The sequence below is a fragment of the Arthrobacter sp. EM1 genome (genome assembly GCF_029964055.1).
Classification (GTDB): domain Bacteria; phylum Actinomycetota; class Actinomycetes; order Actinomycetales; family Micrococcaceae; genus Arthrobacter.
The window spans coordinates 3,361,092-3,386,722 of sequence record NZ_CP124836.1; the positions used below are offsets into that span (position 1 = coordinate 3,361,092).

Sequence of the window (25,631 nt, forward strand, 5' to 3'; positions counted from 1 at the left end):
GGATCGGTCAGCTCACAAGGCAAGGGTCCCGCGGACAATGCTGACGCTGGAGTGCGCGGGATTCCCGTCAACCGGTTCGTCGGACACGTCCACGATCGGGTATTCGGCCAGATCCAGGCCCTCCGGCACGGAAAATGTGCCGGAGCCGGCGGTCATGACCCCCAGGCTCACCAGCCGCGAGAGATCCGGCGCGATCAGCCAGACCTCCTGGTAGCCGCGGGCCTCGTTTTTGTCGACCTGTACCTCCAGGGTGCGCTGCCCGTCCTTGGCCTCGACGACGCGGGCCGATCCGGTCGCGGAATGCCGGTCCACCGGAGTGAGTTCGGCCCGTGCCAGTGGGGTCACCGCCGACTGGTTCTGCTGTACGGACCAGAAGGCCCCGCCGGCCAGCAGCGCTGTGGCCGCGGCCGCAGCCAGCCACATCCCGGACCGGCGGATCCGGCCGAAGCGCCATCCGCCCTTCTGCTGCTCGCCGGTGCTTTCCGCCCGGGACGGGAACGGCGTCACGGACCCATGCGCCGGCGGTGGCTCAGTCGCTGCCACCGCGCGGGAACCCGGCGTCGGCGCGGACCACAGCGGGTCGGCAGCCACAGCGTCGGAAAGCCCCAGGACGCCGTGAATCCCTGCCCACACCTGCGGCCCCGGCGGTTCCAAGGCGACGATGGCCGGTCCGGGCTTGGCCGCCAGCACAGCGCGGCGGAGGCCAGAAAATTCTGCTGCACAACCAGCGCAGGCCCGGAGGTGGTCCGCAGCGTCGTCCCCGATCGCTTCGCCGAGGGCTAGCAGGCTCAGGGACTCCGGATCAAGATGTTGCACGGTCTACCTCCAATCGGCTTCTGAGCTGGGACAAGCTGCGGCGGATGTGGCTCTTGACCGTACCAAGCGGCAGGTCCAGTTTCTGTGAAATCTGCGAATGCGTCAGGTCATCGTAGAAGGCAAGCCTAAGGATTGATCCTTGCGGCTCGCCCAGTCTCTCCAGTTCCCCGTCCAGCAGCAGTCGGTCGGCCAGAACCTCCGCAGCCGCGTGCCCGGCCGCCTGTTCCGGGTCCGGGGAGCGTTCGACGGCGGCCAGTACCTTCCGGGCTTCCCGCATCGAGGCCGCTTGCGCGTCCGTGATCACGTTCCGGGTGATGCCCACGATCCACGCCGGCAGCCGCGCTTTCTTCGGGTCGAACGCAGACCGCGACCGCCACACCCGGATAAACACCTCCTGGGTAACGTCATCGGCCGCGGAGTTGTCGCGCAGCGAGCGAAGCGCCAGCGTGTGCACCAGGGGAGAGAACTGCCGGTACGCCTCTGCCAGCACAGTTTCGTCACCGGCGGCGAAAGATTCGGTGAGTTCCGGGTCCCAGCCGGAAGAGTCCTCGCGAGGTGCCAATCCCGGCTCCTTCCCGCTGTTGGTGGCGACGATGAGCCCTGCGCCTTGAATCATGCCGGAGCCGCCGTGACAATCACATTGTCACCGTAGTCCTGCTGTTCGTCCAGCCATCGGCCCCCGCAAGTCACCAGTTTCAACTGGGGCGGACCGTCACGCCGGAAGATGGAGACGCCGTCGAACGCGTCTTTGGCCATAAGTTCGACCCCGGTCACCCGGAACGTTAGGGCTGCCGACCCTTCGCGCTGGACCGTCACAATGGTGCCGGGCGCGAGGGACTTTAGTTGGGAAAAGGGCGCCGAATCGGAGGTCGTGTCGACGTGTGCCGCAAGCACCGCGGATCCGGCCGCGGCCCCGGGAGCCGGGCCGTAGCGGTACCAGCCAGCCTCGTCGAACGGATCCGGGATCTCCATGGCCCCGTCGGGGCTGACACCCACCTGCACGATGGGCATGTTGATGGTGGTTCCCTCCACCGTAAGGAATCGGGGGGCCGGGTCCTTGGGCGCCCGGACCAGTGGGGTTGCCGGCCGGACCGGAATAGCTGAGGTGGGGACTGCAGGAGTCGCAGCCTGTACCGGCGGCGGGGGCTCCAGGCTGGGTCGGCCCGCGTCGGGGACGGACGCCTCCATTGCGGCGCTCTCCGTTGCCGGGCTCCCCGTTGCCGGGGTTAACGGCGCCACAACGTCCTGCGGAGCGGCGCACCCCGCAATCAGCAGGGCCATCGTGAGGGCGGCGGCCGCGTGTCGCGCGGCTGGGCTCCTTTCGGCTGTCCGCTGCCAAGGAGCCGACGATCCCCCGGCGCCCTCCGCCGTTGTCGTGCGCTTCATGACCGTCCTCCTGACGTGGTGAGACCCGGGCCCCGGCCGCCCGGCGGGTAGCCGGGCGGCCGGGGTTTGTGGTTGCGGCTTAGCGGGTGCTGTGGAACACCGGCTGCCTGCGGGACAAAGCGACGCCGCCTCCCAGCAGCAGGAGGATCACAACACCAATGCCTGCCATCGCGGCCGGCTGACCGCTTGATGCGGTTCCCGCGTCAACGGCACCGGAGCGTCCGCCGGGAACGCCGGCGGGGGCGGAATGCAGTCCTTCAATGTTCTGCACGGCCAGCATCAGGTTCTTGTCCGCGAGGCTGCCCCAGGCGTACACGATCGTGTGGGTGCCCTCCGCAACCGTCACATCGGCCGGACCAATCACCGGAGCCGTGGTCCCGGCGGCAGCAACCGCAACGGACAGGGTGCCGGGATCCAGCGTGAGGGTCTTCTCATTGGGGTTGGCCAGGCCGGAGATCACGGAGGCACCACCGGCGAGGATGTCCACGGCCGGCGCCGCTGCGGTGTGGCGGACAGTGAGCTTTCCCTTACCGGGCTCCAGCCGTGAAACGTCATTCGTGAAGAAGTTAGCCGTCGGTTTCCCCCCTGCGTCAAGGTTTGCGACGGCCGTGTAGTTGCCGCTGGCAGCGAGGGTAACCTTCACGGGTCCGATCACAGGGGCGGAGGCATCCGCGGCGTCTGCGGCGGTGATGGCGAGGTCATAGTCGCCGGCCGGAAGGGCCAGCGGACCGGCCAGGGTGCCCGGAGCGAAGTTGTCAAGGGTCCGTTCGCCGTTCACCCAGACGTCAACAGTAAGTCCGGGAACGCCATGGAGGACGGAAAGCTGGGCGTCGGACTCGGCGGCCTGGGCGGGGCCGGCAAGGGTGAGAGCTGCCGCAATTACTACGGCGCCCGCTGCGAAAATCCTGGTACGCATCTACATCTCCTTCAACGGCCCGCCGGGCGGGCGATTTTTGCTTACACACCTACTACCGGCGCACGGGGCCGTTTGGATGCACATGCATGTAAACAATTTTTTTGAAGGAGGTCGAAGGCAGCGTCGAAGCACGGCCAACACTATGGCGGCGGTTTCGGCATAGCGGCCGGGCACTCCGGTGGACTTCCCGGCCGCTGCGTCGAGTGTCCCGAAACGGACTGGGGTCCCGGAATGGACTAGTGGCTCGGCCGGTTGTCTTGGCTCGCTGGGACGGTCGGGCCCGCCGCGGCCTCCGGTCCGGCTGGAGTCTCGCGTTTTTCCGGGCCGCGGGCTGCCGGCCCACCGATGCCGTAGAAGCCCTGCCCGCCATTTGTCGGCCGGGCATTTGTCGGCCCGGCGGGATCGCCACCGGGTGCACCGGGCCCGGCGGGATCGCCACCGGGTGCACCGGGCCCGGCGGGAGACCATGCCGGGGGTATCGCGGCGGTGTCACCCGGATCACGCGGCCCCGAATCCAAATGGAAAGGCGGGTATTCATCCCGCATCAGGGAAACATAGGCCCAGACGCGGTAAATCCAGCGGTTGAGCCCCAGCAGGAAATCGAAGAGCCCCCTCGCGTACGCCCCTGTGAACAACAGGACCACTCCGGCGATGAGAACCAGCAGCCCAAGCAGCGACACCCCTACGCCCACCTGCGCCCAGCGACCGTCCCGGTAGACCCACGTCTGGGCAGTTCCGGTCAGCAGAGCCACGATCAGCAGGTGCGGGATGGCCAGGAGCCAGGACTTCACGAGCACCAGGCCGCGGGACAATTTCTCGGGATAATCGACGTCGAAGTCCGCCGGGTAGTCCGTGCGCTCCAAGGTGAACGGCGGATAGATATCCGTGCCGAGCGCCGCGTAGGAGTAGAAGGCCACCCGCCAGCTCCAGCGGAGAACGCCGACGTTGAAGTTGAACAGCGAGCGCGGGTAGCGGCCGGTAAAGAGGATCGCGAACCACGCCACGATCGTGACCACGCCAAAGGCAAACCAAAGGAAAAAGAGCACAATGAAGTGCGGGATCGCCAGGAACCATTTGAACAGCCACAACCACCGGGACAGCTTGGGGTCCAGATAGCCGCTGAGCCGGGCCGGATAGACGGCGGCAGATCCCGGCGGGGCACCCGCCGCCGCACCGGCCGCAGGGAACTGGGGGGCTGCCGCTCCGGCCACCGCCCAGCTCTGCCCGGGCATCGGCGGCGGACCACCCCGACCCAAACCGGCGGCGCCAAGCACTATCAGCGGAATCCCGATCAGCAGAAATACAACCCCGCCGATCAGGAGACCGACGAAGACTGGCCACAACAGCTCGGAGCGGGCTCCGGCCTTTAGCTCAACGGCCGTCGGAGGGCTGGCGTCCGCGTTCATAATCACCACAGCCCAGCTACCGGAGCGCAGGTCCCATTCCAGCTGCTGCTCCCCCGCACCGGTAGCAGAGGCGGCCCAAAAGCTTTGGTCCGCCGGCCGCGCCGGAACGTTGGCCCCGGCCACACTCCGGTACTCCACCCGGAAAGGGTTGAATCGGACATCGGTGATCTCCGCATGGCTGACACCGTCCAGGTAGGCCGCCACGTCGCTCCGCGGCCCGACCCCGATGAAGATGTCCTTGCCGGACTCCCCCGAACCGCTAAGCATAAGGCTTCCGACCACGCCGACCGGAACGGCATCGGGCACTCCACGCTCCGTCATGATGTCCAGGCGGGGTGTGGTCAAGGCGTAGCCGCTCGTGGCGTACCGTTCCGAAGGCGTGGTGAAGTACCCGTTGTCGCGCTGGACATAGTTGCCAAAGCCCGCGGCGCCTGCTCCGGCCAGCAGCCCCAGCCCGAGGAGGGCGCTGAGCGTACCCAGCACCAGCATGACGATCCGGCCTGGTCGCATGGCCGCCATCCTTTCAGATCACTCGGATAACCCTGCTCAGACAACCAGGGCTTTTATGCCGTGATGACTACTTTGAGCGCCTTCGTCTCTGCGGCACGGGCAAACGTGTCGTAGGCCTCCAGGAACTGGTCGAACGTGAAGTGGTGGGTGGCGAACTTTTCCGCCGGAACCTTCTTTTGAGCCACGAGTTTGAGGAGCATCGGGGTGGTGTTGGCGTTGACCAGGCCCATGCTGATATTGATGTTCTGGATCCAGAGGCTTTCCACGTGCAGCTCCACAGACTTGCCGTGCACACCGACGTTGGCCACGTTGCCACCGGGGCGCACGATTTCAGTACACATGCTGAAAGTCGCCGGGATGCCGACCGCCTCGATCGCCACGTCAACACCCTGACCATCGGTCAGCGCGAGCACCTGATCCTTCCAGTCCGGGTCGCTGGAGAGGACAACGTCGGTGGCGCCGAACTCCCGGGACTTTTCCAACCGGTTGGCGTCAAGGTCGACGGCGATGACGGTGGCAGCTCCGTAGAGACCGGCGGTGGCGATGGCGGCGAGGCCTACCGGGCCCGCGCCGACGACGGCGACCGTATCGCCGGGCTTGACGCGGCCGTACTGCACCCCGATCTCGAAGCCGGTAGGAAGGATGTCGGAAAGCATCACTGCCTGTTCATCGGTGACGCCCTCCGGGAGCAAATGAAGGGAGTTTTCGGCGTAGGGGACCCTGACGTATTCGGCCTGGGTGCCGTCGATCAAGTGCCCAAAAACCCAGCCGATGCCGGCTGCACCCTCCCCGCCCATACAGTGCGAGTAGAGGCCGGTCTTGCAGTTGGCGCAGTGGCCGCAGGACTTAATGCACGAGATGATAACGCGGTCGCCCACCTTCAGGCTGGTGACCGACGAGCCGGTTTCGGTGATGGTCCCCACGCCCTCGTGGCCCAGAATCCGGCCTTTGGTGACGGCAGGGACATCACCTTTGAGGATATGGAGGTCTGTCCCGCAGATCGTTGTAGTGTCCACTTTGACAATCACATCGCTGGGATTCTGGATCTTGGGATCGGGGACGTCGGTCCAGGACTTCTCTCCTGGACCGCCATAAACGAGGGCTTTCATGCGTTCTCCTTGATTGTGGTGACGGCCGGTGGATTGGCCACGCGGTGCCGGCACGGTGTGAACGAAGCGTCTTGGACGTCGAAAGTGCCGCCACGGCTTACCTGCTGCCCGTGGGGCACGGAGATGCATACCTCCCGCGCAGTCCGTGAGCAGGACGCTATTCCTTCCCAAGGCTCGAGCGGGACCCGAACCACCCATATGCAAGCGGTTCATCCCCCAATGCCCGCGCAGGAACCGCTACGAATCCAGCCTCGCCGGTACCCGGTTCCCGGGTAAGGGGCGAAAGTCCCGTGTCCGGCCCGACCCCTGGCAGCCAGCGGCGGCGGAGGGCCGGATTGGCGCATTGCGCTCCGGCCCATACCCTGTGTCCTATGCCCGAGACTGCTGACGTTCCCCGCAATGACCTCGTTCTCGCCTCGGCGCGCTTCCCCGGCGGGACGACGCTGTATGACCTGCACCTAAGCGGCGGGGTGGTGTCGCGGATCGCACGCGCCGGACTGCCGGCTGTCGATGCATCCCGGGTGGCGGATCTGGGCGGCCGCTACCTTATCCCGGGGTTGTGGGATGAACATGTCCATATGACCCAGTGGGCCCTCGCCGCCAACCGGATCGATCTCGCCGGCGCCGCCTCGGCGCATGCGGCAGCCGACGTCGTCAGTTCCCGTCTCGCCAGCCATAGCGCTGACGGCATGACGGTGGTGGGCGTCGGCTTCCGCGACGCTCTCTGGGCGGATGTGCCCAGCCTGGAGCTGCTCGACGGCGCCACCGGGGGCGTGCCGGTGGCGCTGCTGAGCCACGATCTGCACTGCGTCTGGCTCAACAGTGCGGCGGCTCGCCGTTATGGCCTGACAGTGGACGCCTCAGGGCTGCTGCGCGAGGAGCCGGCCTTCGAACTGACCCGTGAGCTGGGCAACCTGCCCGATGCCGTGGTGGATGCCTGGGTGCGGGGGTCGGCGCAGGCTGCGGCCGCGCGCGGGATCGTGGGGATTGTTGATTTCGAAATGACGTGGAATGCCGGCGTCTGGCGGCGTCGCGTTGCGGCCGGCTTTGATTCGTTCCGGGTGGAGGCCGGCGTCTATCCGCGGGATCTGGCCCGCGCCATTGCGGAGGGGATGCGGACCGGGCAGGAACTCGACGGCGGGGCGGGCCTGCTGCGGGTGGGCCCGCTGAAGGTGCTGATCGACGGCTCGCTGAACACCCGCACCGCCTTCTGTGTGGACCCTTACCCGCACGGCGGCCGCGGGCTGCTCACGGTGAGCGAGGCCGAACTGCTGGAACTGCTGGTCCGGGCCAAAGAGTCCGGCTTTGTCCCGGCCGTGCACGCAATCGGCGACGGCGCCAACGAGGTGGCTTTGAATGCCTTCGCCGCGGCCGGGATCGCCGGGCGGATCGAGCACGCCCAGTTCGTCCGCGGCCAGGACTTCGCCCGCTTCGGCCAACTCGGCCTGACGGCGAGTGTCCAGCCCGCCCATGCCCTGGACGATCGCGATGCCGCCGATTCCAACTGGGCGGGGCGCACCGACCGGGCATTCCCGCTCCGGTCGCTGCTGTCCGCCGGTGCGACGCTGGCGCTGGGCTCCGACGCGCCAGTGGCTCCGCTGGAACCGTGGACCGCAATGTCGGCGGCCACCACACGGGCGCGGCAGGACGGTCGAGACCCTTGGCACCCGGAGCAGGCACTCACACGGCAGGATGCCCTGACGGCGTCAACACGAGGGCGGGGCAGGATCCGGGTGGGGGATCCGGCGGATCTCGCGGTACTCGACGGCGACCCGCTGGCGGTATCCGATGCTGTCTTCGCGTCGATGCCGGTGGCTGCAACGCTCGTGGCGGGGCGCTTTACGCACGGCGGGGCAGCCTGGAGCTAGCTGCCCTTGACCCGGGCCTGGACCAGGTTGGCGTAGGGCAGCCGCCCGTACTGATCAACAAACGCGGCGTGGTGTCCGGCCTCGGCCGCATGGAGCTGCTCAACAGGCAGCTCTTTCCACGCGACGACAAGCGACCCGGCGGCGGCGAGCTGCCAGATCAGCCGGCCGTCCCAGTGACCGGGTGGTTTGCCGATGCCGAAGTCGACGAATTCCTGGATCTGCCGGCGCAGTCCGCGGTTGCCCTTGCTGCCGGGGCCGGCCTTCCCCACGTAGAGGACGTCGGCGCCGTCGACCCATTCGGCAGCGAGCGCTTTCGCCGTCAGGGTGGGGTCCTTCTTCTTGAAGATGCCGGCCGTGCTCTTGGCCAGGAACTGATGTCGGAAGCCCTCCGGCTGCAGCACGGCGAAAATCCCGGGTTTCTGCGGGATCCGGTTGATATCAAGGTCTCCGAGCGGGCGGAAACCGGTGAACCCGTCCTGTTTCAGTGTTTGTCTGTTGATCGGCATGGGTTCCTTGGATCGGGGCGAGGGTGTGGTTTTACGAAGTCGTCTGCACAAGCTTCCCCGAAAGCACGGGGGTTTGCAGCCGGGTATGGACATCTGGTGTCCGAAGTCCCCTGCACAAAGCGTCACTTTGGTCAGGAGTCGCCTGCCCAAAACGTCAGGGTACCGCGCGGCCCGCGTAGGCCTTCTCCGGAGTCCCTGCGTCAGGGTCTAGCGAGGCGTTGAACGAGGGTGTCGGTGCAGGTCCTGGTATGCGGCGGGAAATTGAGCGCCCATGCCGCGCCGAACCGATGTTCACGATGTGCCGGCTCGCTGGCTCGCTGGCTCGCTGGCTGGAGAAGATCACGTGGCCGGCGCGGCGCGCTGGATGGCCCGGTAGACGGTGGAGCGGGCGACGCCAAAGAGTTAGGCGATCTCCGTTGTGGTGTGTGTGTGCCGCCCCGATGGAGGCTTACGAGGTGCGCTTCCCGCTTTTTGGAGAGTTTGGGCTGTCGGCCTCGAAGCTTGCCTTTGGCCTCCGCCAACGCCATGCCTTCGCGGGTCCGGGCGCGGATGAGGTCACGCCACCGAGGGCGTGGAGACCATGGTGTTAGGCGGTGAGGTCTTGGCTGCTGGTCGAGCAGCGGACTTAGCCGATGAGCATACTTCGGACCGTAGCGTATAAGGCACCTCCACCGGGCACTAATTCGGGCACGGTATACGGGAATGCGGGAATGGGGGAAACACGCGGATGTGGAGAAGGCCGACGGGCAGCGTCGGGGCGGCCGGTGGAGGACCGGCTATCGGGACGGTTGAGGAAAGCTGCGTGGCATCGTTTCATTCCATTCCCAAGTCGCTGGGCCGTCTCGGAGGGGAGGGTTACGCTTTGGCCATGGGGAACGTAAAAGAACGCACAGTTCAGCCGAGCCTGTTTTTTAGCCGGAGAACCTTATTCGCACTGTCTGTCGCGCTGGTGGCCTTGTTTCTCTTGTCCGTCGTGGTGCAGGTGTGGGTGTGGCCGGCGGCGGTGGAGCGGACGGTCTTCCTTTTCCCTGAAGTGGGTCCTCTCGCTGCCCAGGCAATCCTCTGGGGTGTCTGCGCGGTCCTGTGTTGGCAAGTCATTGCCGTGATTGGGCTGGAGCTGGTCCGCCGCGCCCTCGGAAATAGAGCTGACTCATCAACTCGCAGGTGGATTGGCGCGGTGATCGGCTGCCTGCTCGCATTCGCCGCGATCGTCACGGTTGCTTTCACCGCGCTGAACGAAAGAGGCTACACGCCGCCAGGGGTGATGCTCGGGCTTTTCGCGGGAGGGCTTATCGCTCTGATCTCAGCGGGAGCTCTAGCCGTCTTTCTTGGCAGCAGCCCCTCATTGAGCATGTACTCGCAGAATTAGACGGGCGACGCCGGGGCAGTAATCGGAGCGCCCGAAAAAGGATCGGCTAACGGGACTTCGAGGCGCCAGGGATCCCCTGACATCCCCGCTATACAGCAATGTTCTGCTCCTGCCCTGGGTCCCTGCCGTGGGTGCACGGCCGGGCTAGGTGATGGGGACCCTTGTCTTGCGGAGCTGGGCAATGCCGGTGACGGTGAGTGTGGCTGTGCCCAGCAGGGCCAGGATCAACAGCGCCAGCAGCGGGAGCTGGTGGATGGCGAGCTGCGGAATGCGGCGCGATGGCACTGCCAGAACGCCCACAAAAGCGCCGACCAGACCGAAGTAACTACCGGTCATGAAACTGCGGTGGGCCCTGATGTTTCTCTTCCAGATGGCCCACAGTCCCGCTGTCAGTGTGCAGAACGTCAGCACTGAGAGTGCGTGGAGCCAATTGAACCCTCCGTCGATGGTTCTGATTCCGAACGACGTCAGCACCACGACATACGTAGCAACAGCCCAGATCCTGCCCACGATCCGGTGAACGCTGCCGCCTTTGGTACGGCGCAGCAGGTTCACGGCTCCGAAAATCAGTGAGTAGCTGGCGGCGATTGCGTGAAGCGAGATCAGAACGGTCCAGGAGGAAGGCATAGTCCGGAGCCTAGCGGCCCGTGCCGCAGACCATTGGGCGTGCGGGCACAGTCAGCTGAGACCGCGGTATATGCGCCTGAGGCGCCGGTACGCGCGGGCACGTGTTGAAACTCGTCGAATTTGACCGCGGAAATACCACGTGAGTGCGAGGCCGAGGATTACGAGCGGGAGCAGCTCGGGGGCCAAGGCGAACGTGCCGAAGACGATGTCGAACGCTTCGAATCCAATCAGTGATCCGGCCGCGAACCAGACCCATCCACCGAACAGGGTGGCTCGCATAGTCACCTGGCGGAACGCTCGACGGGCGAGCTGCCACAGCAGTCCAAGGCGACGGTGAGCCGCTGAGCGGTATCGCGGGGGCTTGTTGCAGGGTGAGGACAAGAGGGTATTGGGGGACATGGCGATGAGCTCCTTGTGGCGGCAGTCAGAGAAGTGTTCTGAGGTCGCCCGGGAGGAGTAGCGCACACAGCGCGTTGGCATGTTCCAGGTGTGGGCGGCTGGATTGCCGGCAAAGGTTGGATTCTAGAGGGCTGTGAGGAAGCTCCCGGGGCGGCGGCGAGGTCTGCCTGGAGCGCGAGGGCCTGTCCCTCCGACGGGTGCGGACCGAACCAAAGACAAGGAGAGTAGGCCGTGCTGGCCCTCCAGGCCCGGGGCCTCAGAGTAGCCCCTTGTAACCAGAAGGGTGCAGAGTAGCGCTTGCAAGGCGCACGCCATGAGGACCGTCAGGGCCACGGCCAGAGCAACGAGAAGGAGAGCGGTGACGGGGGGAGCACCCGCGCTGAACGTCGTGCGGATCGCAACGTCGGCGTGGACAAAGCGCTCTAACAAGACCCACCCGAGCAATAGCACTATGCCTCCCCAATCGCCCTCACGGTAACACCGCCGGAGCGTCCCGATCAACGATCCTTCACCGGACGTTTCATCGGCTCGTCTCAAGGGCGTTTCACTCGAAGCGGGTAGCCGTCATTGCCGTATTGCTCCGAATGAGGCCGAAGGTCGCGGTGACTGCTCCGAGGGCCAGGAGCAAGCTGAGACCCAGGGCCATGAAGTAGTCGGGTGCCGGCCAGGTCACCCGGTAGCTGTCGTCAATGAAGGTCACCATCAGCCAGGCGACAAGGAATCCGAGGCCGACCGAGAGTAGCAGCACGGCCAGGAGCGGGACTGCTGCTTCACGGGTGATGATGCGGCGCAGGACGGAAACCGGCATTCCCATCAGCCGCATCAGGCCGAGAACTCTCTTCCGGTCCAGAACGGCGGAGGCGGTGGCGACGGCCAGCGAGAGGCCGGCGATGGCGATCGCGACGAACATGCCGAGGTAGGCAAGGACGGCCAGGCCCTGAATCAGGCGGCCGGTGGACTGCAGTTTGAGGTCCAGCGGGGAGGTGGCAGGGATGGCCGTGATGCCTGAACTGTTTAATGCTGTCCGGGCACGGTCCATAGCTTCCGGGGTCCCGTCGGTGCCGAGCACCATCACGACAGGAACCAGTCCGTCCAGGTTGGTGGCGGGCGCCGGGGTCAGTGCCAGTGGTTGCGTGGTCCAGTAGTGGAGGAACGACATATCGACGGCGACAGTCTCTGCGGCCGGGATGTCCTGGAATCCGAGGTCGGGGGCGTCCGCGGCGCGAAAGTAGATTTCAGAACCGGCACCCCTTTCGGAGAGAGCTGCCGGGCCGTAGCCGACGGTGGCGCTGCGGATTCCGGCCAGGTCCCTGGCCTGGCGGGCGGCCTCCGCTACCTGGGCCGGGGTGTGTCCGCTGCTTATGGTGGCGTGGAGGCTGGTGGGCTGGAGCAGGCCGGGCCGGGCCGGGCGCACCTCCGTGGATTCGACGATGCTGGATCCTCCGGCGAAGACGGAGACCACGAACACGGCGATGACCAGTCCTGATACGGACCGGAAGGTCGCGACCGGTGTCTTTTGGATCCGACTGGCGGCAATGACTCCGGCCGCGCTTCGCGCCTGGCGCAGTCCGATCCGGCTCACCAGGCGGGTCAGCCAGGGACCGATGACCACGATGCCGACGAGGATGAGCAGAAAGCCGAGGATAAGGAGCGGTGATGCCAGCCACAGTAGCCCCGCGTCGCCGGTCCGGATCGCGAGGACAGCCGTGATCATGGCGGCGAGTCCGGCCAGCACGGGCGCGGTCCGCCACATGGTGGGTGTTTTTTCGTGCACGGCCCTCGTCACACCCAAGGGGCCAATGCCGGCACGGGCCGTGCGGTGCGCGGCCACAAGTGTCGAGGCCGCGACCACCAGGGCGACGACGCCGGCGACGGCCGCCCATCCGGTGGTTAGGTCGGCGGCGAACATCCTGGTGCCGTTGACCGGTATTTGCGCGGCAGCCGGCCTCAGCACGATCGCCAGCGCGACGCCCAGCAGCGCCCCGATCAGGCTGGGAACGGCGGTTTCGACGGCGGCGATCCGGGAGATGACCTGTGGGGATGCGCCGATGAGGCGCAGGGTCGCGAAGCGTTCCCGGCGCTGGGCGGCGCCCAGACCGGTGACAATGCTGATCAGCAGCAGAACGGGGAAGAACACCGCAATGGCCCCGATGGACACCACCGTGTTGTAGGCGGCCGCGCTGCCACCGTAGGGGCCGCTAGTGGAGTCTGACACCAGGACGGCCCTGCCGTTCTGGCGGAGCTCGGCCTCCGTTGCTCCTGTGACGACGATCAGGGAATCCGGCCCGGGCAAGGCAGCATCATCAATCGTGCCGGCAAACGTCCCGAAACGGTCACGAAGCTCATCGCTCGGTGTTGATTCGATCAGACGCTTCAGCGCCGGGGACGCGTAGTAATGGCCCGGCTCCGGAGGTTTGCCGATCCCGGGCATCCTGACGGTGGCCGAATCCAGAGCCGCGACGTCGCGGCGGTTAATCAGCTGGTCACGGAAGACCTCCACCGGGTTGGCTTCCATGAGCACCGTGGCGGGGGTCAGCGGAACCGGTGTCCCCGGTCCCGAAGTGGTCGGATCTTCCGTTGGCGGGGCGGCGACGGACGGGCGTCCGGTTTCGCGCAGCCAGGCACCGCGGTCATCACGTGCACTCAGGCCGTTGGCGCCGCCCCACAGCAGCACCAACAGGCATACTCCGACGGCGACCCCTCCGGCGATGCCGGCGAGCCTGCCGTAGGCGGACCTGCTGCCGACGACTGCCAGCTTGAGCAACCCCGGATTCACGCGGACACCCGGTAGCCGGCACCAATGGCTCCGTCGCGCACTATGACTTCCCTGTCCGCATACGCGGCGGTGCGCGCGTCGTGGGTGATCATCACCACCGTGGTGCCCTCTTCACGGACCAACTCGAGCATCAGCGTCAGCACGTTTTCTGATGCGAGAGAATCCAGCGAACCCGTGGGCTCATCGGCGAACAACACGGCAGGGGACGTCACCAGAGCCCGGGCGACGGCGACGCGCTGTGCCTGGCCTCCCGACAGTTCGCCGGGCAGCCTGGCGCCAAGCCCCTCCAGGCCAAGGCGTTCCAGTATTTCCGTGGATCGGCGCAGCGCGTCCGGCCGCCGAGTGCCGGCGAGCAGCAGCGGGATGCTCACGTTGTCAGCCGCGGTGAGCTCCGGCAGCAGCTGGCCGAACTGAAAGACGAAGCCGAAATCGGTCAGACGCAGCCGGGCCCGTTCCGGCTCTCCGAGGGCGCTGGTCTCCATCGGCGGCCGCCCGGCGGGGCGGTAGGCAACCGACCCGGCGTCGGGGACAAGCACACCGGCCAGGCAGTGCAGCAGCGTGGATTTGCCCGATCCGGACGGGCCCATGACGGCTAATACTTCCCCTGCGTGGACGTCGAGGTCGACGCCCCGCAATGCCTCCGTTTGCCCGAAGGAGTGGTGCAGACCGTGGGCACTGAGGATGGGTTCAACGGTGTCATGGGTGCTCATGCGCTCTGGAGCTCCTTCTTGAGTTGGGTTAGGCGGGCGCTGGTGAGGTCGATCCAGCGCAGGTCAGCTTCGATGTGGAACAGGCCGTGGTCGCACATCAGGACCCGGAGCAGGTCCGCGTCCTTCTTCAGCCGGGTCAGTTCCCGCATCCGGGCCATGTGCTCGCCGCGCTGCACGTCGAGCAGCCGGTCGGCATCGTCGTCGAGCAACAAGGCGATCACGGTCTTGGCAAAGAGCTCGCTCTGCAGGGACTCGGAGGGAACGTCGGGAGTGAATAGCCACTCGCGCACCCTGTCTTGGCCGGCCACGGTGATCTCGTACTTCTTGCGGTCCGGTCCGCCTCCGGTCTCCTCACCCAGGGCCCGGATCAGCTCATCACGGACCATTCGGGCCAGGGTCGAATACACCTGCCCGAAGGCCAAGGCCTTTCCGGCTCCGAAGTAGCGGTCATAAGAGTGCTTGAGGTCGTAGCCGTAGCTCGGCTCGCGGCTCAAGAGGCCCAACAGAGTGAGAGAGTTGTTCACACCCCCATCTATACACTGAGTGAATAGTGCGATGCCAGCTTTGCATCAGTGGACGGGGCCGTGTCGCGGCCCGGGCGCAAGGAGAAGGCATTGCAGCTCGACCGGCGGAGCACAGCGGATGAGTTGGCAAACACGAGTGCACACGAATTCTAGATATGGATTTGATCGCTTCTTGACGGCATTCGTGATCGCGCGGTGTCGCAGCAGTGGCCCGTAAACCGATCCTCCACCGGTACTCCATGCCATGAGCTTCGTCGTGCGAGAATCGCCGCATGGATGAGGACGAGCGACAGATCAGGCAGCAGTTGATGCTCCACGAGGCTCTAGTGCAGGCAATGGATCGGCGGGACGAGGTCTTCCACGAGATCGAGGATTCACAGGACATGGACGAAGCGATCCGTCGGGTGGGTCAGCTGTTGGGCTTGGACGAGCACGGCAGCCGGGCAGTCTTGGACATGCAGGCTAGAACATTCACCCGAGACCGGCGTCAGGCCATCGCGTCCTTCGCAGAAGAACTCAGATCACGCTTGCCTGATCGGCGCTGAGGACTCGGCGCCGTCCATCAATTGCTGTCTCCCTCGTCGCGGCTCGCGTGGCGGGCTTCCCATAAGCCGATCCCTCACCGGACGCAAAAGTTCGCTGCCATCGTTCAGCGACACCGGAGCGACGACTACGCCCCCTAGAAAGTGGCCTGCGGGGGCGCTGCCCGCGGGGTCTGGGTGGAAATGCGTCTTGGCTGCGCCCACGACCTCGCCTACGGTGACGGCCACGAAAACGACTCGGTCGTTGCTCGGCGCGATCATCTCTTTGGTCCAGCGTATTGGGCGGCAGGAGCCGCTCCCTGGTCCGTGGCCGTTGGTCGAACCTTCACCGGACAGTTGAAACCATGTCGGGACGGATGACTTTTGGGGAAGTGAAATCAGAGTTATCTACGACGAACGTGGCAAGTTCCCAGGGGCGTGCAGCGTCGAAGTAGAGGCGCTGTTCACCGACGTACCGGCGCATCGTTGGGTGCTCAGGGTCGGGGTTGCTCCCGTTCCGAACTGCCATTCGTGCCGCGGTTTCAGTGAACGGAACGTCCAGAAACACCGAAGCATCCCAGTAGGAGGCGAGTTCATCCCGGTGCAGGAACATGCCTTCGACAACGACCAGTGCATCTGATGGAGCGCGAACGACCTCCACTAGTGCCATTCGGTCGGTCACTGAGTCATAGGAAGCCGGCGAGTACCAGCCGTCCCCCTTTGGGCCCAGTGGCGTAAGCAACTGATCCTGCAGGGCAGCGTAGTTGTAGGTATCCTGCCAGAACCCTTCGGGTGAGGCACGTCCCTTGGCATGCCTGACAGGCGAGGGGTTCAGAAAGTCATCGGCGTGGACGACAATCACGGGTCGATTCTGGATCTCGAAGGCCAGGTTTGCGGCGAACGATGTCTTGCCACTGCCATCCACGCCATCGATTGCAACGAACCGGCGCCCTGGACCGATGGCGCTGAGAATGTCGGTTGCCAGTGATCGCATGAACTTCTTCATTTCGCCATATTCCCAGAAGCGGCCCCTAACCAGCGTCCGCAAGAGGATCCGCTTACGGTGGCAATCCTGTTCCTTTATCGCTGCCCGCCTCAGCATGCATGGCAGGTCAGACACCCACTGCGCTATGCACTTAGTGGGCCCGGAAGGCTCCGGTTTAGGTCAGAAAGTCTGGGTGGGTCCTCATCCCAGACATCAAACAAACCTTCAACGTCGTGTTCTTTCACGCGCTGGGCTTCTTCGGCGAAGACCGGCGTGGCATCCAGGAAGACTACGTGGTGCCCGTTATCGAGTTGCAGCGGCGGCATGAAGCCGTCAAATCGTTCCAGCATGAGCCACGACCTGAAGGGTAGGCCCTCAACGATATAGCCGTTGCTTGGAGTCACCAGATGGCTCCGTGCGATCGCTGCCCGGTGGTTGTCCGTGCGTGCGTCTCGACCACATTAAAGCCCGCAGCCACCAGTTCGTCGCAGAGATCCCCTACCGGCCACTGGTATGCCGGGACGACCGCGTGTTCGAACCTCTCGACGACGTGACCATCGAAGAAGCCGATCAGCAGGGCGCCACCAGGTTTAAGGACCCGACTGAACTCAAGGAGAGGAGTGCGGATCGTGCCTGGCTCATAGTGAATCAGTGAGTACCAGGCGAGCACTCCACCCATTGACCCTGTGCCGACGTCGAGGGCGTCGAGGCTGCCTGTCCGAAACGGGATGCCGGGATAAGCACCGCGGGCGTGCGCAATGAACTCCGGAACCAGATCCACGCCGACTGCAGGGACCCCCGCTTCCCTGAGGAAGTTGGTCCAATGCCCCGGACCGCAGCCGGCGTCGATGACTGCACCCTCGATGCCATCCGCCCACGTCGCCACCAGTTGACGATCTGAAGGGTGCGCAGCACCGAGTGAAGCGAAGCGTTCGACGTATTCCACGGCCCGACGCGAATACGCTTCGCTGACAACGTTGATCATGCATTCGAGTGTAGGCAAGCTACGGACACGTGCCTGGTCGCCGATCCCTCTGCGGGAATCTGCGAGACTCGCCCGATGACTAAGTCGCGGCCCACTACATGTCCGGTTTAAGGAACGGCATACGGGACGTATCGCCCACCAGCAGTGAAGTCGTGTAAGACTTCCTTCATGGAACGAGTGGATCCGCAGTCATGTCGAGATGAAAGCTCGAATCTTCAGCAGTTTCTGGATTACCAGCGAGCGACACTTCTCCTCAAGACCCAGGACCTGGGACGCGCTGATCTGAACCGTCGACTGACAACCTCGACGTTGACTCTTGGGGGTCTGCTCAAGCATCTGGCTCTCGTTGAAGACGACTGGATTCAAGTTAGATTCTTGGGCAAGGATGAAAAGGAACTTGAGCCTTGGGGGAGTGCTCCGTGGGATGGAGACCGGGACTGGGAATTTCACAGCGCTGCCAATGATGACCCGCAGGAGCTGCGGGACCTATACAGGGATGCTTGCGCGCGAAGTCGCACCGCATTGCTCAACTGTTCCCTCGATGATTTGTCCGTGGGTACTGACCGGGACGGAAGCCAGTGGAACCTGCGATGGGTTCTTACGCACATTCTGGAAGAAACCGCCCGGCACAACGGTCATGCTGATCTCCTGCGCGAAGCAATCGATGGAAGTGTAGGAGAGTAACCGGTCGTTCCACATTCGCTCACATGATTCTTAGCACTGCGGTGAGTCAGACCATTGTCCGGAAACCGATCCACAATCGGGCGCGCGGTTGCCCGCCCCGGCAAACCCAATTTGGGCCCGTCACAGAAACTCACCGGTGAGTCTGCCGTGCAGAGCGGCTCAAGGCAAAGCCCGCCGCCGCCGCGACGACGACCCCTGTGAGGAAGGCCTGTACGGCTCCGATGGACTCCCACAGGAGCGCCCAAGGCACAAAGCCTGCGACGAAAACGATGATGGATCTGACAACTCTGTTCTTGGTCCCCATCGTTGAACGGTACCAGCGGCTGTTTTAGCCCTGTCTTTGATTGTGACTCTCAGCAATGGGGTTCGGCGTTTTCGACCGACACCGACAAGCGCTATTCCTTGCATGTTGCAACCTCATAAAGGGATCGGCTTGCGGGCGCTGGTGCGACACCGGGCGATCACAGAATGCCGCCACGAACCGTCCGTTAGGGTAGCGGTCATGACAAAAGGAGCAATCAGGGTCCGGGCGGCGACGGTCGACGACAAATCGATCCTGGCTGCAGCGGCCTTCCAGGCTATGAACGGGAACGGAACCGCCCGCTTCACGCAAGAAGGGTTCAAGACTAACCCCAGTCTGTCGCGCTACCTTGCCGGTTGGCCCCAGGTCGGTGACTTCGGCGTCGTAGCCGAGACAGATGACGGTACTCCCATCGGGAGCATGGTGTCGGAACTTCACCCCTGACAATGCCGGATACGGCTTTGTAGCGGAGGATATCCCGGAACTCACCATTGGCGTTCTGCCGGACTACCGTGGGAACGGAGCCGGTACGGCTCTCATGGCAGGCCCTATCGAGGTCGGACGGTCGCACGGTGTACCGGCCGTCAGCCTCAGCGTCGAGGACGGGAATCGAGCAAGGTTACTCTACGAGCGGATGGGCTTCTCCAAAGTCGGATGTAACGGCGGTTCGGATACGCTGCTCCACAAGTTTGGAAATCTGTCCTGACTGCTGCGCACCCCAAGAGTGGGAGTGCGTCCCGCTGAACCACCCTTGGGTTCTCGCGGTGATTGCAGCACTTAGCGGATGGGTGTTGTTATGGCGGGGTATTCAATTCATTTGAGGCCTGATCTCTTGCAGGTTTTTTGGGCCGGTGGTTGGGCCCCCGTTAGCAGTCCAGCGTCTATGCGATAGCTAATTGGTTTTCTTGCGTCCAGGTTTCCCAGTAGCGCTTCGGCGTCATGCCGTCCAGGGATCCGTGGGGCCGTTCATGATTGTAGATAGCTTTCCATTCCTCCGCCAAATACTTGGCTTCGGCCATGCTGTCCATGATTTCTCCGGAGAGTTGTTCCCTTCTGAATTGGGCGTTGAAGGATTCGATGAAGCCGTTCTGCCAGGGTGATCCCGGGTCGATGAATGCGGTGTCGACCCCGGCGGTGTCGCACCAGCTGACCAGTGCCTCAGCAGTGAACTCGGGCCCGTTGTCGCACCGGACGTAGGCCGGGGCGGTGCCGGTTTCGGCGATGATGTTCTCCAGCACCGCGACCACGTCGGCGGCTTTGAATGACCGGCGGGGGATGATGGCCAGCGCGGTGCGGGTGTATTCGTCGATGACGTTGAAGAACCGGATGTGCCGGCCGCAGGAGGTCACGTCGGACTGGAAGTCGAAGCTGACCACGTGCATCGGGTACTCGGCTGTGAGCCGTTTCTGCTCCCCGGCGCCGGGCCCGGTGCGGCGCTTCTTCCGCGCCCTGGGTTTGCAGGTCAGCCCCTCGTCGCGCCAGAGCCGGCGCACCCGCTTCCTGTTCAGTGCCACGCCGTCCCACTCGGGCTGTGCCAGCAGGTGCCAGCGGGCCTTCCGCCAGCCCCACGCTGGATGCTTCACCGCCACGGCGCGCAAGGCTGCGCGGAGCTGGATTTCCTCGAAACCCATGTCGGGTTTCTTCTTGCGGAACGCTGACCGGTTCTGGCCCAGAAGCGCGCAGGCGAAGCGTTCGGACGCCCCGAACTTCTCCACCGCCATGCGCACGGCACGGCGGCGGGGTCCGGGGCTCAGAATTTTCCCCGCGCGACCTCGTTCAGGATGTCGATGGCGAGTTCCTTCTCCGCCAGCAGCCGCTTGAGCCGGGCGTTTTCCTTCTCCAGCTCCTTGGTCCGTTTGGATGACTCGGCGTTCTTCTCGGACCCGTACAGGTTCAGCCAGCGATACCAGGTCGCCTCGGTGACCTGAAGTTCCTTGATGACCTCGACCATCGGGCGTCCGTCGTTGAGCATCTTCTGTCCCTGCCGGACCTTAGCGATGACCTGCTCGGGGGTATGTCTGCGTGCCATGATTCGTGAATTTCCTCCTGTGTCCATTCTCGGACACGAAACTCACACAGACACTGGACTTCTATCTGGGGACCCAACCACCGGGATGCAGGCGGGTGATTTCATCACCGATGCCGTGGTTCCGATCAATACGAGCCGGCGTACCGGGCGTAGGGTCTTGGCCGAGGCCGGTGGTGTCAGGCCCCGGCGGGGCCGTGATCTGAAGGGCCGTTGCCTGACCTTCGCCCAGCGCGAGGAGATCGCAATACTGCGCGCCCAGGGACAATCTCTGCGGCAGATCGGAGCCGTGGTCGGCAGAGCGGCCTCCACGGTTTCCAGGGAGTTGCGGCGCAACTCGGTGGCAGGAATGCCCTACCGGGGGACCTCAGCGCACGCACTGGCCTATGAGCGGGCCTCGCGTCCGAAACCAGCGAAACTGCACACGAACACCGTGCTGCGTGCGAAGGTGGAAGATGACCTGAAAAAGAAGTACTCACCCGAGCAGATCGCAGGACGACTCCGGGTTGAGTTCCCCGATGAGCCGGAGATGAGGGTGTCACCCGAGACGATCTACCAGTCCCTTTACCTCCAGTCCCGCGGGGCGCTGAAGCGCGATCTGACCGCGTGCCTGCGCACCGGGCGGGCGGTCATGCAGCCCTGCCGCAAGGCCGGCCAGCGGAAGAACCGGATCCCCGGAATGATCAACATTTCCGAACGTCCCCCCGAAATTCAGGACCGGGCCGTGCCCGGGCATTGGGAATCTCAATGCTGTTGTCAAGCAGCCTGGACGCAAATGGTGGGGGCCGTCTCACTCACGGTATTCGGTGTGGTCGCGGAGCATGGCCCAGATGACGTTGATGCGGCGTCGGGCGAGTGCGATGAGCGCCTGTTTGTGGGACTTTCCCTCGTCGCGTTTCCGGTCGTAGTAGGTTCTGGAGGCGGGGCTGTTTTTCAGGCTTGAGAGCGCGGCGAGGTAACAGGTTCGGAGGAGTCTGCGGTTGAAGCGGCGCGGCCGGTGCAAGTTTCCGCTGATCCGTCCCGAATCACGTGGGACCGGAGCCAGGCCGGCGACGCTGGCGAGCCGGTCTACAGAGTCGAATCCGTCCAGGTTGCCGCCGATGTTCGCGAGAAAGGTTGCGGCGAGTACGGGTCCGAATCCTGGCATACTCAGCAAAACATCGGCGCTGTCGTGCTGCCCGAAGAGATCCGTGATCTGGGCATCAACATCGGCGATCTCTACATCGGTTGCGTGGATCTGCTCGGCCAGCCGGACCACGAGGGCCGAGCCCATGGACTGGGCTCGCAGGACGGTGGACTGGGCATTCGCGGCGGCTACGGCTTTTTCAGCCATCTTGGCGCTATTCCGACAGCCGCGTTTCCTGAGCCATCCGGCGAGTCGGGCCAGTCCCATCCGGCGGATACCCTCAGGGGTCTGGTAGCCGCTCAGAAGGGTCAGAGGAGCCTTCTTGGAGTAGTCGAAGGCCCGCTCGAGTGCGGGGAAGTATTCCAACAAGGTGGCCCGGAGCCGGTTGATCGCCCGGACACGGTCACAGACCAAATCGGTGCGGCGGGCAGTGAGCATCCGCAGGTCCACACTGATCTGGTCCGCACTGCGAACGGGTTGCAGGTCGGTGCGCATGCGTGCCTGATCCGCGATGATCCTGGCATCTTTCGCGTCGGTCTTTCCATCCCCACGATACGTCGCTGCGGCGTGATGCACGATCCGCCCAGGGATATAGAGCAGGTGCTGAGCGTGTGCTGCCAGCAGCTCTATCAGGAGCGCTGCGCCGCCGGCGTTTAGATCCGTAGCCCAGCAGATCTCACCACCGGCCGCGCTCTCCGCGACCGCGGCGATGAGCTCGAGCAGCGCGGTTTCGTCATTCTCAACCCGTCTCGACAGCAGCACCGTCCCGGACTGATCGATCACAACGCAATGATGGGCGCTCTTGCCCGAGTCGATTCCTGCCCACACGTCCGGCATGTCTTTCGGTCCCTTCGATCAGCTCCAATTTGTTGGTCCCTGTCGATAACCACGCCGGCACGTCCTTACCCAACGATCAATGTCGTAAGTCTCAATCAGCGGTCGAGTCATCGGCGGGCAGCGGGCGGCCATTCCCAGTGAGCCGTCCAAGCGGCAGGGAGATCTGGGCCATACCCGCCACCCGAGGGTGATCCAAACACTACGACAGCTCCGAAATCACCCACAACAAAATCGTAAGGAGGGCGATCTCATCATCGGCAAAGGGAATCAGTCCGCGATTGGAACGCTGGTCGAGCGGACCACTAATTACACGATGCTCGTACACCTGCCGGACGGGTACAAGGCCGAGCAGATGCGTGATGCACTGACCGCGAAAATCAAGACACTCCCCGAGTCGCTGCGGCATTCCCTGACCTGGGACCAAGGCATCGAGATGCAGGACTGGAAAACCGCGAAGATCGACACCGGCCTCGACATCTACTTCTGCGACCCACACTCGCCCTGGCAGCGCGGCATCAACGAAAACACCAACGGCCTGCTGCGCCAATATTTCCCCAAGGGCACCGACCTGAGCATCCACAGCCCCGCAGACCTCGACTGGGTTGCCCAGGAACTCAACGACCGACCGCGCAAAAGACTAGAGTTCAAGAAACCGATCGAACTGATCGAAAACCTCCTGTTGCAATGACCGCCTGAATCCGCCCACCGGCTATCGGGCACCGTCGAACTGTGTTTGATTTGCTAAGACGTCGTCGCGGTGGGTTTCGGACCAGAGTTTGAGCTTTCGGACCGTTTGGTGCAGGGAGAGCCCGAGGTTGGTGAGTTCGTAGGTCACCGTCACGGGGACGGTCGCGGTCGCGGTCCGCCCGATCAGTCCGTCGCGTTCGAGAGACTTTAGTGTCTGCGACAGCATCTTCGGACTCACTCCTGCCAGGACTCGAGCCAGCTCGGAATACCGCATGGGTCGCGGCTCACCGTCACAGTCCGGCCCGCTCCCCAGCGCGGACAACACCAGGGTCACCCACTTGCCGGATACCTGAGCAAGCAATTGCTGGCTCGGGCACGCGGCGAGGAACGCGTTGTACTGCGTCTTCGCCTCCGCCTTCTTCTTCGCCGCTGTCATTGTCGGCATGGGCCCTCCTCGGGTATCAACGCACTTCCAGGTAACTACTTCCCAGCGGGTAGCAACTCATTCAGGATGGAGGGCAGCACGTTATTCCGCAAGCACCGAAAGGCACATCCATGAGCACCAACACCACTGACCTGCCCGGCGGTACCTGGAACCTCGGCGACACCAGCGTTTCCCGATTCGGGTACGGCGGCATGCAGCTCGCCGGCCCGTGGGTCGTCGGCCCGCCAAGAGACCGCGACGCAGCCCTCGCCGTGCTCCGCGACGCGGTCGCACACGGCATCACCCACATCGACACCGCAGAAACCTACGGCCCCCGCGTCGTCAACGAACTCATCCGCGAAGCCCTGCACCCCTATGCCGAAGACCTTTTCATCGCGACCAAGGCCGGCGGACGCCGGGATACGCGGGGCGGCTGGCCGTCCGCGCGGAAGCCCGACGAGCTCCGTGCGCAGATAGACGACAACCTCGAAACCCTCGGCCTCGACGTTCTCGACCTGGTACACCTCCGCCTCGGCGATGCCAACGGGCCGGTCTCCGAGCAGATCAGCGAGGCGTTCGAGACGCTCGTGAACCTGCAGCAGCAGGGCATCATCCGGCACCTTGGGATCAGCAACGCCACCGATGCGCAGGTTAAGGAAGCGCAATCGATCGCGCCGATCGTATCCGTGCAGAACATGTACAACCTCGCCAACCGGTGGGACGACGCCCTCATCGACCGCCTCGCCTTAGAAGGGATCGCCTACATCCCGTTCTTCCCTCTCGGCGGCTTCACCCCACTCCAGTCCGACGCACTCTCATCCGTCGCTGGGCGACTCGACGCGACGCCTATGTCTGTCGCTCTGGCATGGCTGCTGCACCGTTCCCCGAACATCCTGTTGATCCCGGGAACGTCGTCCGTGTCGCACCTGCGCGAGAACATTTCCGGCGCAGCACTCACTCTGTCCAACGACGACCTCGCCGAACTCGACCAGATCGCCGGCTAGCTGTATTAACCACGGAGGTTAGTGACGCGGCTTGCTGGTGGCTGACCCTTGAGTGAGGTGTGGCCTCGGTGATGATTGTAGTCATGGAGCCAGGCTGGGAAAGCAGCCACGCGCTCGGCCTCTGAGTTGTAGGGGCGGGCGTAGGCCCATTCCTCGAGCATGGTGCGGTTGTAGCGCTCTACTTTGCCGTTGGTCTGGGGCCGGTAGGGCCGGGTTCGTTTGTGTGTGATGTCCGGGCCCAGGGCGTCTTGGAAGGCGTGGGAGCGGTAGCAGGAGCCGTTGTCTGTGAGGACGCGCTTCACGGTGATGCCGGCGGCGTTGAGGGCCTGGTTGGCGCGTTCCCAGAAGCCGGCGGCGGTCTCTTTCTTCTCGTCGTCGAGGATCTCGGTGTAGGCGAAGCGTGAGTGGTCATCCACGGCGTTGTGCAGGTAGGCGTAGCCGGGGCGCCGGTTCGCCGCGGTCCCTGTCTTGTTTTTCTTGCCCGCTGCCCGGTCCATGACGCGGTGCCCGCCACCGTCGGGGATGCGTCCGAGTTTCTTGATGTCGACGTGGATCATGTCCCCGGGCTTCTCGTGCTCGTAGCGGCGGATCACCCGGCCCGTGGCACGGTCCAGCCACGAGAGTTTCGCCAGCCCGAACCGGGAAAGGACCTTGTGCACGGTTGATGGGTGGAGGCCCAGCAGATACCCGATCCGGGCCGGCCCCCACCGACGGTTCACGCGCAGCGCGATGATCCGCCGCGCCCGCCGTTGCGGGGTCCTCGAGGGCGACACAAGGGGCCTGCTGGAGCGGTCTTCCATCCCGTCCTCGCCGTGTTCGCGGTAACGCTCTGCCCAGCGTGCCGCTGTCGGTACGGAGACCTGGAACCGCTCTGCGGCCCGACGCAACGGCCACCCGTCATCGACTACGCATCTGGCCAGTAGCAGCCGGCCCTTGGGCGCGAGAAAGGCATTAGGGTGGGACATGAAGACCTCCGTTTGTGGAACTGGACTCTAGACAAGCCCCACTCCACCCGGAGGTCTTCTTTTTGTCACCTATCCACGCCGCCTGTCACCAACGTCCGTGGTTATTACAGCTAGCCCGAGCACGGCGCATGGCGGGGCGCAACGGCAGTGCCCTCCGTACGCCT

General features: G+C 64.4%; 24 protein-coding genes and 2 pseudogenes. 7 read left to right on the plus strand and 19 right to left on the minus strand.

The window, feature by feature from the left end; all coding sequences use genetic code 11:
- Window positions 1–12: 12 nt before the first annotated feature.
- From QI450_RS15535 to QI450_RS15560, 6 genes are all read right to left on the minus strand, one after another.
- The gene (locus QI450_RS15535; protein WP_226774154.1) at window positions 13–816 is read right to left on the minus strand and encodes an anti-sigma factor; all 804 of its coding nucleotides are present in this window, start codon (window positions 814–816) and stop codon (window positions 13–15) included.
- Window positions 803–1,432, minus strand: a complete 630-nt coding sequence (locus QI450_RS15540) for a sigma-70 family RNA polymerase sigma factor (protein WP_226774155.1) — start codon at window positions 1,430–1,432, stop codon at window positions 803–805. The genes QI450_RS15535 and QI450_RS15540 overlap by 14 nt, the downstream gene beginning before the upstream one ends.
- Window positions 1,429–2,202 carry a sortase gene (locus QI450_RS15545; RefSeq protein WP_226774156.1) on the minus strand — a complete coding sequence of 258 codons (774 nt, stop codon included), beginning with the start codon at window positions 2,200–2,202 and terminating at the stop codon, window positions 1,429–1,431. Before QI450_RS15545 ends, QI450_RS15540 begins: the two co-directional genes overlap by 4 nt.
- Window positions 2,203–2,281: 79 nt before the next feature.
- A complete protein-coding gene (locus QI450_RS15550) occupies window positions 2,282–3,118 on the minus strand; it encodes a DUF4397 domain-containing protein (RefSeq protein ID WP_226774157.1) in 837 nt (278 codons plus the stop codon).
- A gap of 236 nt (window positions 3,119–3,354) precedes the next feature.
- Window positions 3,355–5,034, minus strand: coding sequence for a DUF4389 domain-containing protein (locus QI450_RS15555; protein WP_282360816.1), 1,680 nt, complete (start codon window positions 5,032–5,034; stop codon window positions 3,355–3,357).
- A gap of 53 nt (window positions 5,035–5,087) precedes the next feature.
- On the minus strand, window positions 5,088–6,143 hold the full coding sequence (locus QI450_RS15560) for a zinc-dependent alcohol dehydrogenase family protein (RefSeq protein ID WP_226774159.1): 1,056 nt from the start codon (window positions 6,141–6,143) through the stop codon (window positions 5,088–5,090).
- Between the two features lie 371 nt (window positions 6,144–6,514).
- Here QI450_RS15560 and QI450_RS15565 point away from each other — a divergent pair, with 371 nt between their 5' ends.
- Window positions 6,515–8,011, plus strand: a complete 1,497-nt coding sequence (locus tag QI450_RS15565; RefSeq protein WP_226774160.1) for an amidohydrolase — start codon at window positions 6,515–6,517, stop codon at window positions 8,009–8,011.
- On the opposite strand, the gene QI450_RS15570 is transcribed toward QI450_RS15565, so the two are convergent.
- Together QI450_RS15570 and QI450_RS15575 are read right to left on the minus strand one after the other, a co-directional pair.
- A complete protein-coding gene (locus QI450_RS15570; RefSeq protein WP_226774161.1) occupies window positions 8,008–8,517 on the minus strand; it encodes a hypothetical protein in 510 nt (169 codons plus the stop codon). The genes QI450_RS15565 and QI450_RS15570 overlap by 4 nt on opposite strands.
- Window positions 8,518–8,856: 339 nt before the next feature.
- Window positions 8,857–9,074, minus strand: a pseudogene (locus QI450_RS15575) (helix-turn-helix domain-containing protein); the annotation flags it as partial.
- A 245-nt stretch (window positions 9,075–9,319) separates the two neighbouring features.
- On the opposite strand from QI450_RS15575, the gene QI450_RS15580 reads away from it, so the two are divergent.
- Entirely contained in the window at window positions 9,320–9,886 is a 567-nt protein-coding gene (locus QI450_RS15580) for a DUF2975 domain-containing protein (RefSeq protein WP_226774162.1), read from the plus strand.
- 144 nt (window positions 9,887–10,030) lie between these two features.
- On the opposite strand, the gene QI450_RS15585 is transcribed toward QI450_RS15580, so the two are convergent.
- From QI450_RS15585 to QI450_RS15600, 4 genes are all read right to left on the minus strand, one after another.
- Window positions 10,031–10,513, minus strand: a complete 483-nt coding sequence (locus QI450_RS15585) for a DUF2306 domain-containing protein (RefSeq protein ID WP_226774163.1) — start codon at window positions 10,511–10,513, stop codon at window positions 10,031–10,033.
- A gap of 943 nt (window positions 10,514–11,456) precedes the next feature.
- Window positions 11,457–13,688, minus strand: a complete 2,232-nt coding sequence (locus QI450_RS15590; protein WP_226774164.1) for an FtsX-like permease family protein — start codon at window positions 13,686–13,688, stop codon at window positions 11,457–11,459.
- Window positions 13,685–14,398, minus strand: a complete 714-nt coding sequence (locus tag QI450_RS15595) for an ABC transporter ATP-binding protein (protein WP_226774165.1) — start codon at window positions 14,396–14,398, stop codon at window positions 13,685–13,687. The genes QI450_RS15590 and QI450_RS15595 overlap by 4 nt, the downstream gene beginning before the upstream one ends.
- A complete protein-coding gene (locus tag QI450_RS15600; RefSeq protein ID WP_226774166.1) occupies window positions 14,395–14,922 on the minus strand; it encodes a PadR family transcriptional regulator in 528 nt (175 codons plus the stop codon). The genes QI450_RS15595 and QI450_RS15600 overlap by 4 nt, the downstream gene beginning before the upstream one ends.
- Window positions 14,923–15,194: 272 nt before the next feature.
- Here QI450_RS15600 and QI450_RS15605 point away from each other — a divergent pair, with 272 nt between their 5' ends.
- Window positions 15,195–15,467, plus strand: a complete 273-nt coding sequence (locus QI450_RS15605) for a DNA gyrase subunit A (protein ID WP_226774167.1) — start codon at window positions 15,195–15,197, stop codon at window positions 15,465–15,467.
- Between the two features lie 322 nt (window positions 15,468–15,789).
- On the opposite strand, the gene QI450_RS15610 is transcribed toward QI450_RS15605, so the two are convergent.
- From QI450_RS15610 to QI450_RS15620, 3 genes are all read right to left on the minus strand, one after another.
- Window positions 15,790–16,449, minus strand: a complete 660-nt coding sequence (locus tag QI450_RS15610) for a uridine kinase (protein WP_226774168.1) — start codon at window positions 16,447–16,449, stop codon at window positions 15,790–15,792.
- Window positions 16,450–16,571: 122 nt separating this feature from the next.
- A complete protein-coding gene (locus QI450_RS15615; RefSeq protein ID WP_226774169.1) occupies window positions 16,572–16,832 on the minus strand; it encodes a suppressor of fused domain protein in 261 nt (86 codons plus the stop codon).
- Window positions 16,829–17,413, minus strand: coding sequence for a class I SAM-dependent methyltransferase (locus QI450_RS15620; RefSeq protein ID WP_282468044.1), 585 nt, complete (start codon window positions 17,411–17,413; stop codon window positions 16,829–16,831). Before QI450_RS15620 ends, QI450_RS15615 begins: the two co-directional genes overlap by 4 nt.
- 168 nt (window positions 17,414–17,581) lie before the next feature.
- Between QI450_RS15620 and QI450_RS15625 the strand changes: the two genes are divergently transcribed.
- Both QI450_RS15625 and QI450_RS15630 read left to right on the plus strand, forming a co-directional pair.
- On the plus strand, window positions 17,582–18,097 hold the full coding sequence (locus QI450_RS15625) for a DinB family protein (protein ID WP_226773369.1): 516 nt from the start codon (window positions 17,582–17,584) through the stop codon (window positions 18,095–18,097).
- 502 nt (window positions 18,098–18,599) lie between these two features.
- Window positions 18,600–18,842 (plus strand): hypothetical protein, encoded by a 243-nt coding sequence (locus tag QI450_RS15630; RefSeq protein WP_226775193.1) that lies wholly within the window; start codon window positions 18,600–18,602, stop codon window positions 18,840–18,842.
- A gap of 437 nt (window positions 18,843–19,279) precedes the next feature.
- On the opposite strand, the gene QI450_RS15635 is transcribed toward QI450_RS15630, so the two are convergent.
- Both QI450_RS15635 and QI450_RS15640 read right to left on the minus strand, forming a co-directional pair.
- Window positions 19,280–20,427 (minus strand): IS3 family transposase gene (locus QI450_RS15635; RefSeq protein ID WP_226776049.1). Its coding sequence is split into 2 segments (ribosomal slippage): window positions 19,280–20,163 and window positions 20,163–20,427, totalling 1,149 coding nucleotides; the frame shifts between segments, so codons are not numbered across the junction.
- Window positions 20,428–21,214: 787 nt separating this feature from the next.
- Window positions 21,215–22,387, minus strand: a complete 1,173-nt coding sequence (locus tag QI450_RS15640; protein ID WP_226774816.1) for an IS110 family transposase — start codon at window positions 22,385–22,387, stop codon at window positions 21,215–21,217.
- Window positions 22,388–22,625: 238 nt separating this feature from the next.
- On the opposite strand from QI450_RS15640, the pseudogene QI450_RS15645 reads away from it, so the two are divergent.
- Window positions 22,626–23,075, plus strand: a pseudogene (locus QI450_RS15645) (IS30 family transposase); the annotation flags it as partial.
- Window positions 23,076–23,096: 21 nt separating this feature from the next.
- Here the strand turns inward: QI450_RS15645 and QI450_RS15650 are convergent.
- Window positions 23,097–23,519 carry a helix-turn-helix domain-containing protein gene (locus tag QI450_RS15650; protein WP_226775796.1) on the minus strand — a complete coding sequence of 141 codons (423 nt, stop codon included), beginning with the start codon at window positions 23,517–23,519 and terminating at the stop codon, window positions 23,097–23,099.
- 110 nt (window positions 23,520–23,629) lie between these two features.
- On the opposite strand from QI450_RS15650, the gene QI450_RS15655 reads away from it, so the two are divergent.
- Window positions 23,630–24,502, plus strand: coding sequence for an oxidoreductase (locus tag QI450_RS15655; protein ID WP_282468045.1), 873 nt, complete (start codon window positions 23,630–23,632; stop codon window positions 24,500–24,502).
- A gap of 5 nt (window positions 24,503–24,507) precedes the next feature.
- Here the strand turns inward: QI450_RS15655 and QI450_RS15660 are convergent, their stop codons facing one another.
- A complete protein-coding gene (locus tag QI450_RS15660) occupies window positions 24,508–25,467 on the minus strand; it encodes an IS481 family transposase (protein WP_226775797.1) in 960 nt (319 codons plus the stop codon).
- Between the last annotated feature and the right edge of the window lie 164 nt (window positions 25,468–25,631).

Coding starts and splice junctions, on each gene's coding strand:
- QI450_RS15625 (WP_226773369.1), top strand. CDS start 17,582: ATGGAACGAGTGGATCCGCAGTCATGTCGAGATGAAAGCTCGAATCTT.
- QI450_RS15620 (WP_282468044.1), bottom strand. CDS start 17,413: ATGATCAACGTTGTCAGCGAAGCGTATTCGCGTCGGGCCGTGGAATAC.
- QI450_RS15550 (WP_226774157.1), bottom strand. CDS start 3,118: ATGCGTACCAGGATTTTCGCAGCGGGCGCCGTAGTAATTGCGGCAGCT.
- QI450_RS15560 (WP_226774159.1), bottom strand. CDS start 6,143: ATGAAAGCCCTCGTTTATGGCGGTCCAGGAGAGAAGTCCTGGACCGAC.
- QI450_RS15655 (WP_282468045.1), top strand. CDS start 23,630: ATGAGCACCAACACCACTGACCTGCCCGGCGGTACCTGGAACCTCGGC.
- QI450_RS15545 (WP_226774156.1), bottom strand. CDS start 2,202: ATGAAGCGCACGACAACGGCGGAGGGCGCCGGGGGATCGTCGGCTCCT.
- QI450_RS15585 (WP_226774163.1), bottom strand. CDS start 10,513: ATGCCTTCCTCCTGGACCGTTCTGATCTCGCTTCACGCAATCGCCGCC.
- QI450_RS15540 (WP_226774155.1), bottom strand. CDS start 1,432: ATGATTCAAGGCGCAGGGCTCATCGTCGCCACCAACAGCGGGAAGGAG.
- QI450_RS15595 (WP_226774165.1), bottom strand. CDS start 14,398: ATGAGCACCCATGACACCGTTGAACCCATCCTCAGTGCCCACGGTCTG.
- QI450_RS15650 (WP_226775796.1), bottom strand. CDS start 23,519: ATGCCGACAATGACAGCGGCGAAGAAGAAGGCGGAGGCGAAGACGCAG.
- QI450_RS15555 (WP_282360816.1), bottom strand. CDS start 5,034: ATGCGACCAGGCCGGATCGTCATGCTGGTGCTGGGTACGCTCAGCGCC.
- QI450_RS15610 (WP_226774168.1), bottom strand. CDS start 16,449: ATGAAGAAGTTCATGCGATCACTGGCAACCGACATTCTCAGCGCCATC.
- QI450_RS15630 (WP_226775193.1), top strand. CDS start 18,600: ATGACAAAAGGAGCAATCAGGGTCCGGGCGGCGACGGTCGACGACAAA.
- QI450_RS15640 (WP_226774816.1), bottom strand. CDS start 22,387: ATGCCGGACGTGTGGGCAGGAATCGACTCGGGCAAGAGCGCCCATCAT.
- QI450_RS15660 (WP_226775797.1), bottom strand. CDS start 25,467: ATGTCCCACCCTAATGCCTTTCTCGCGCCCAAGGGCCGGCTGCTACTG.
- QI450_RS15565 (WP_226774160.1), top strand. CDS start 6,515: ATGCCCGAGACTGCTGACGTTCCCCGCAATGACCTCGTTCTCGCCTCG.
- QI450_RS15570 (WP_226774161.1), bottom strand. CDS start 8,517: ATGCCGATCAACAGACAAACACTGAAACAGGACGGGTTCACCGGTTTC.
- QI450_RS15605 (WP_226774167.1), top strand. CDS start 15,195: ATGGATGAGGACGAGCGACAGATCAGGCAGCAGTTGATGCTCCACGAG.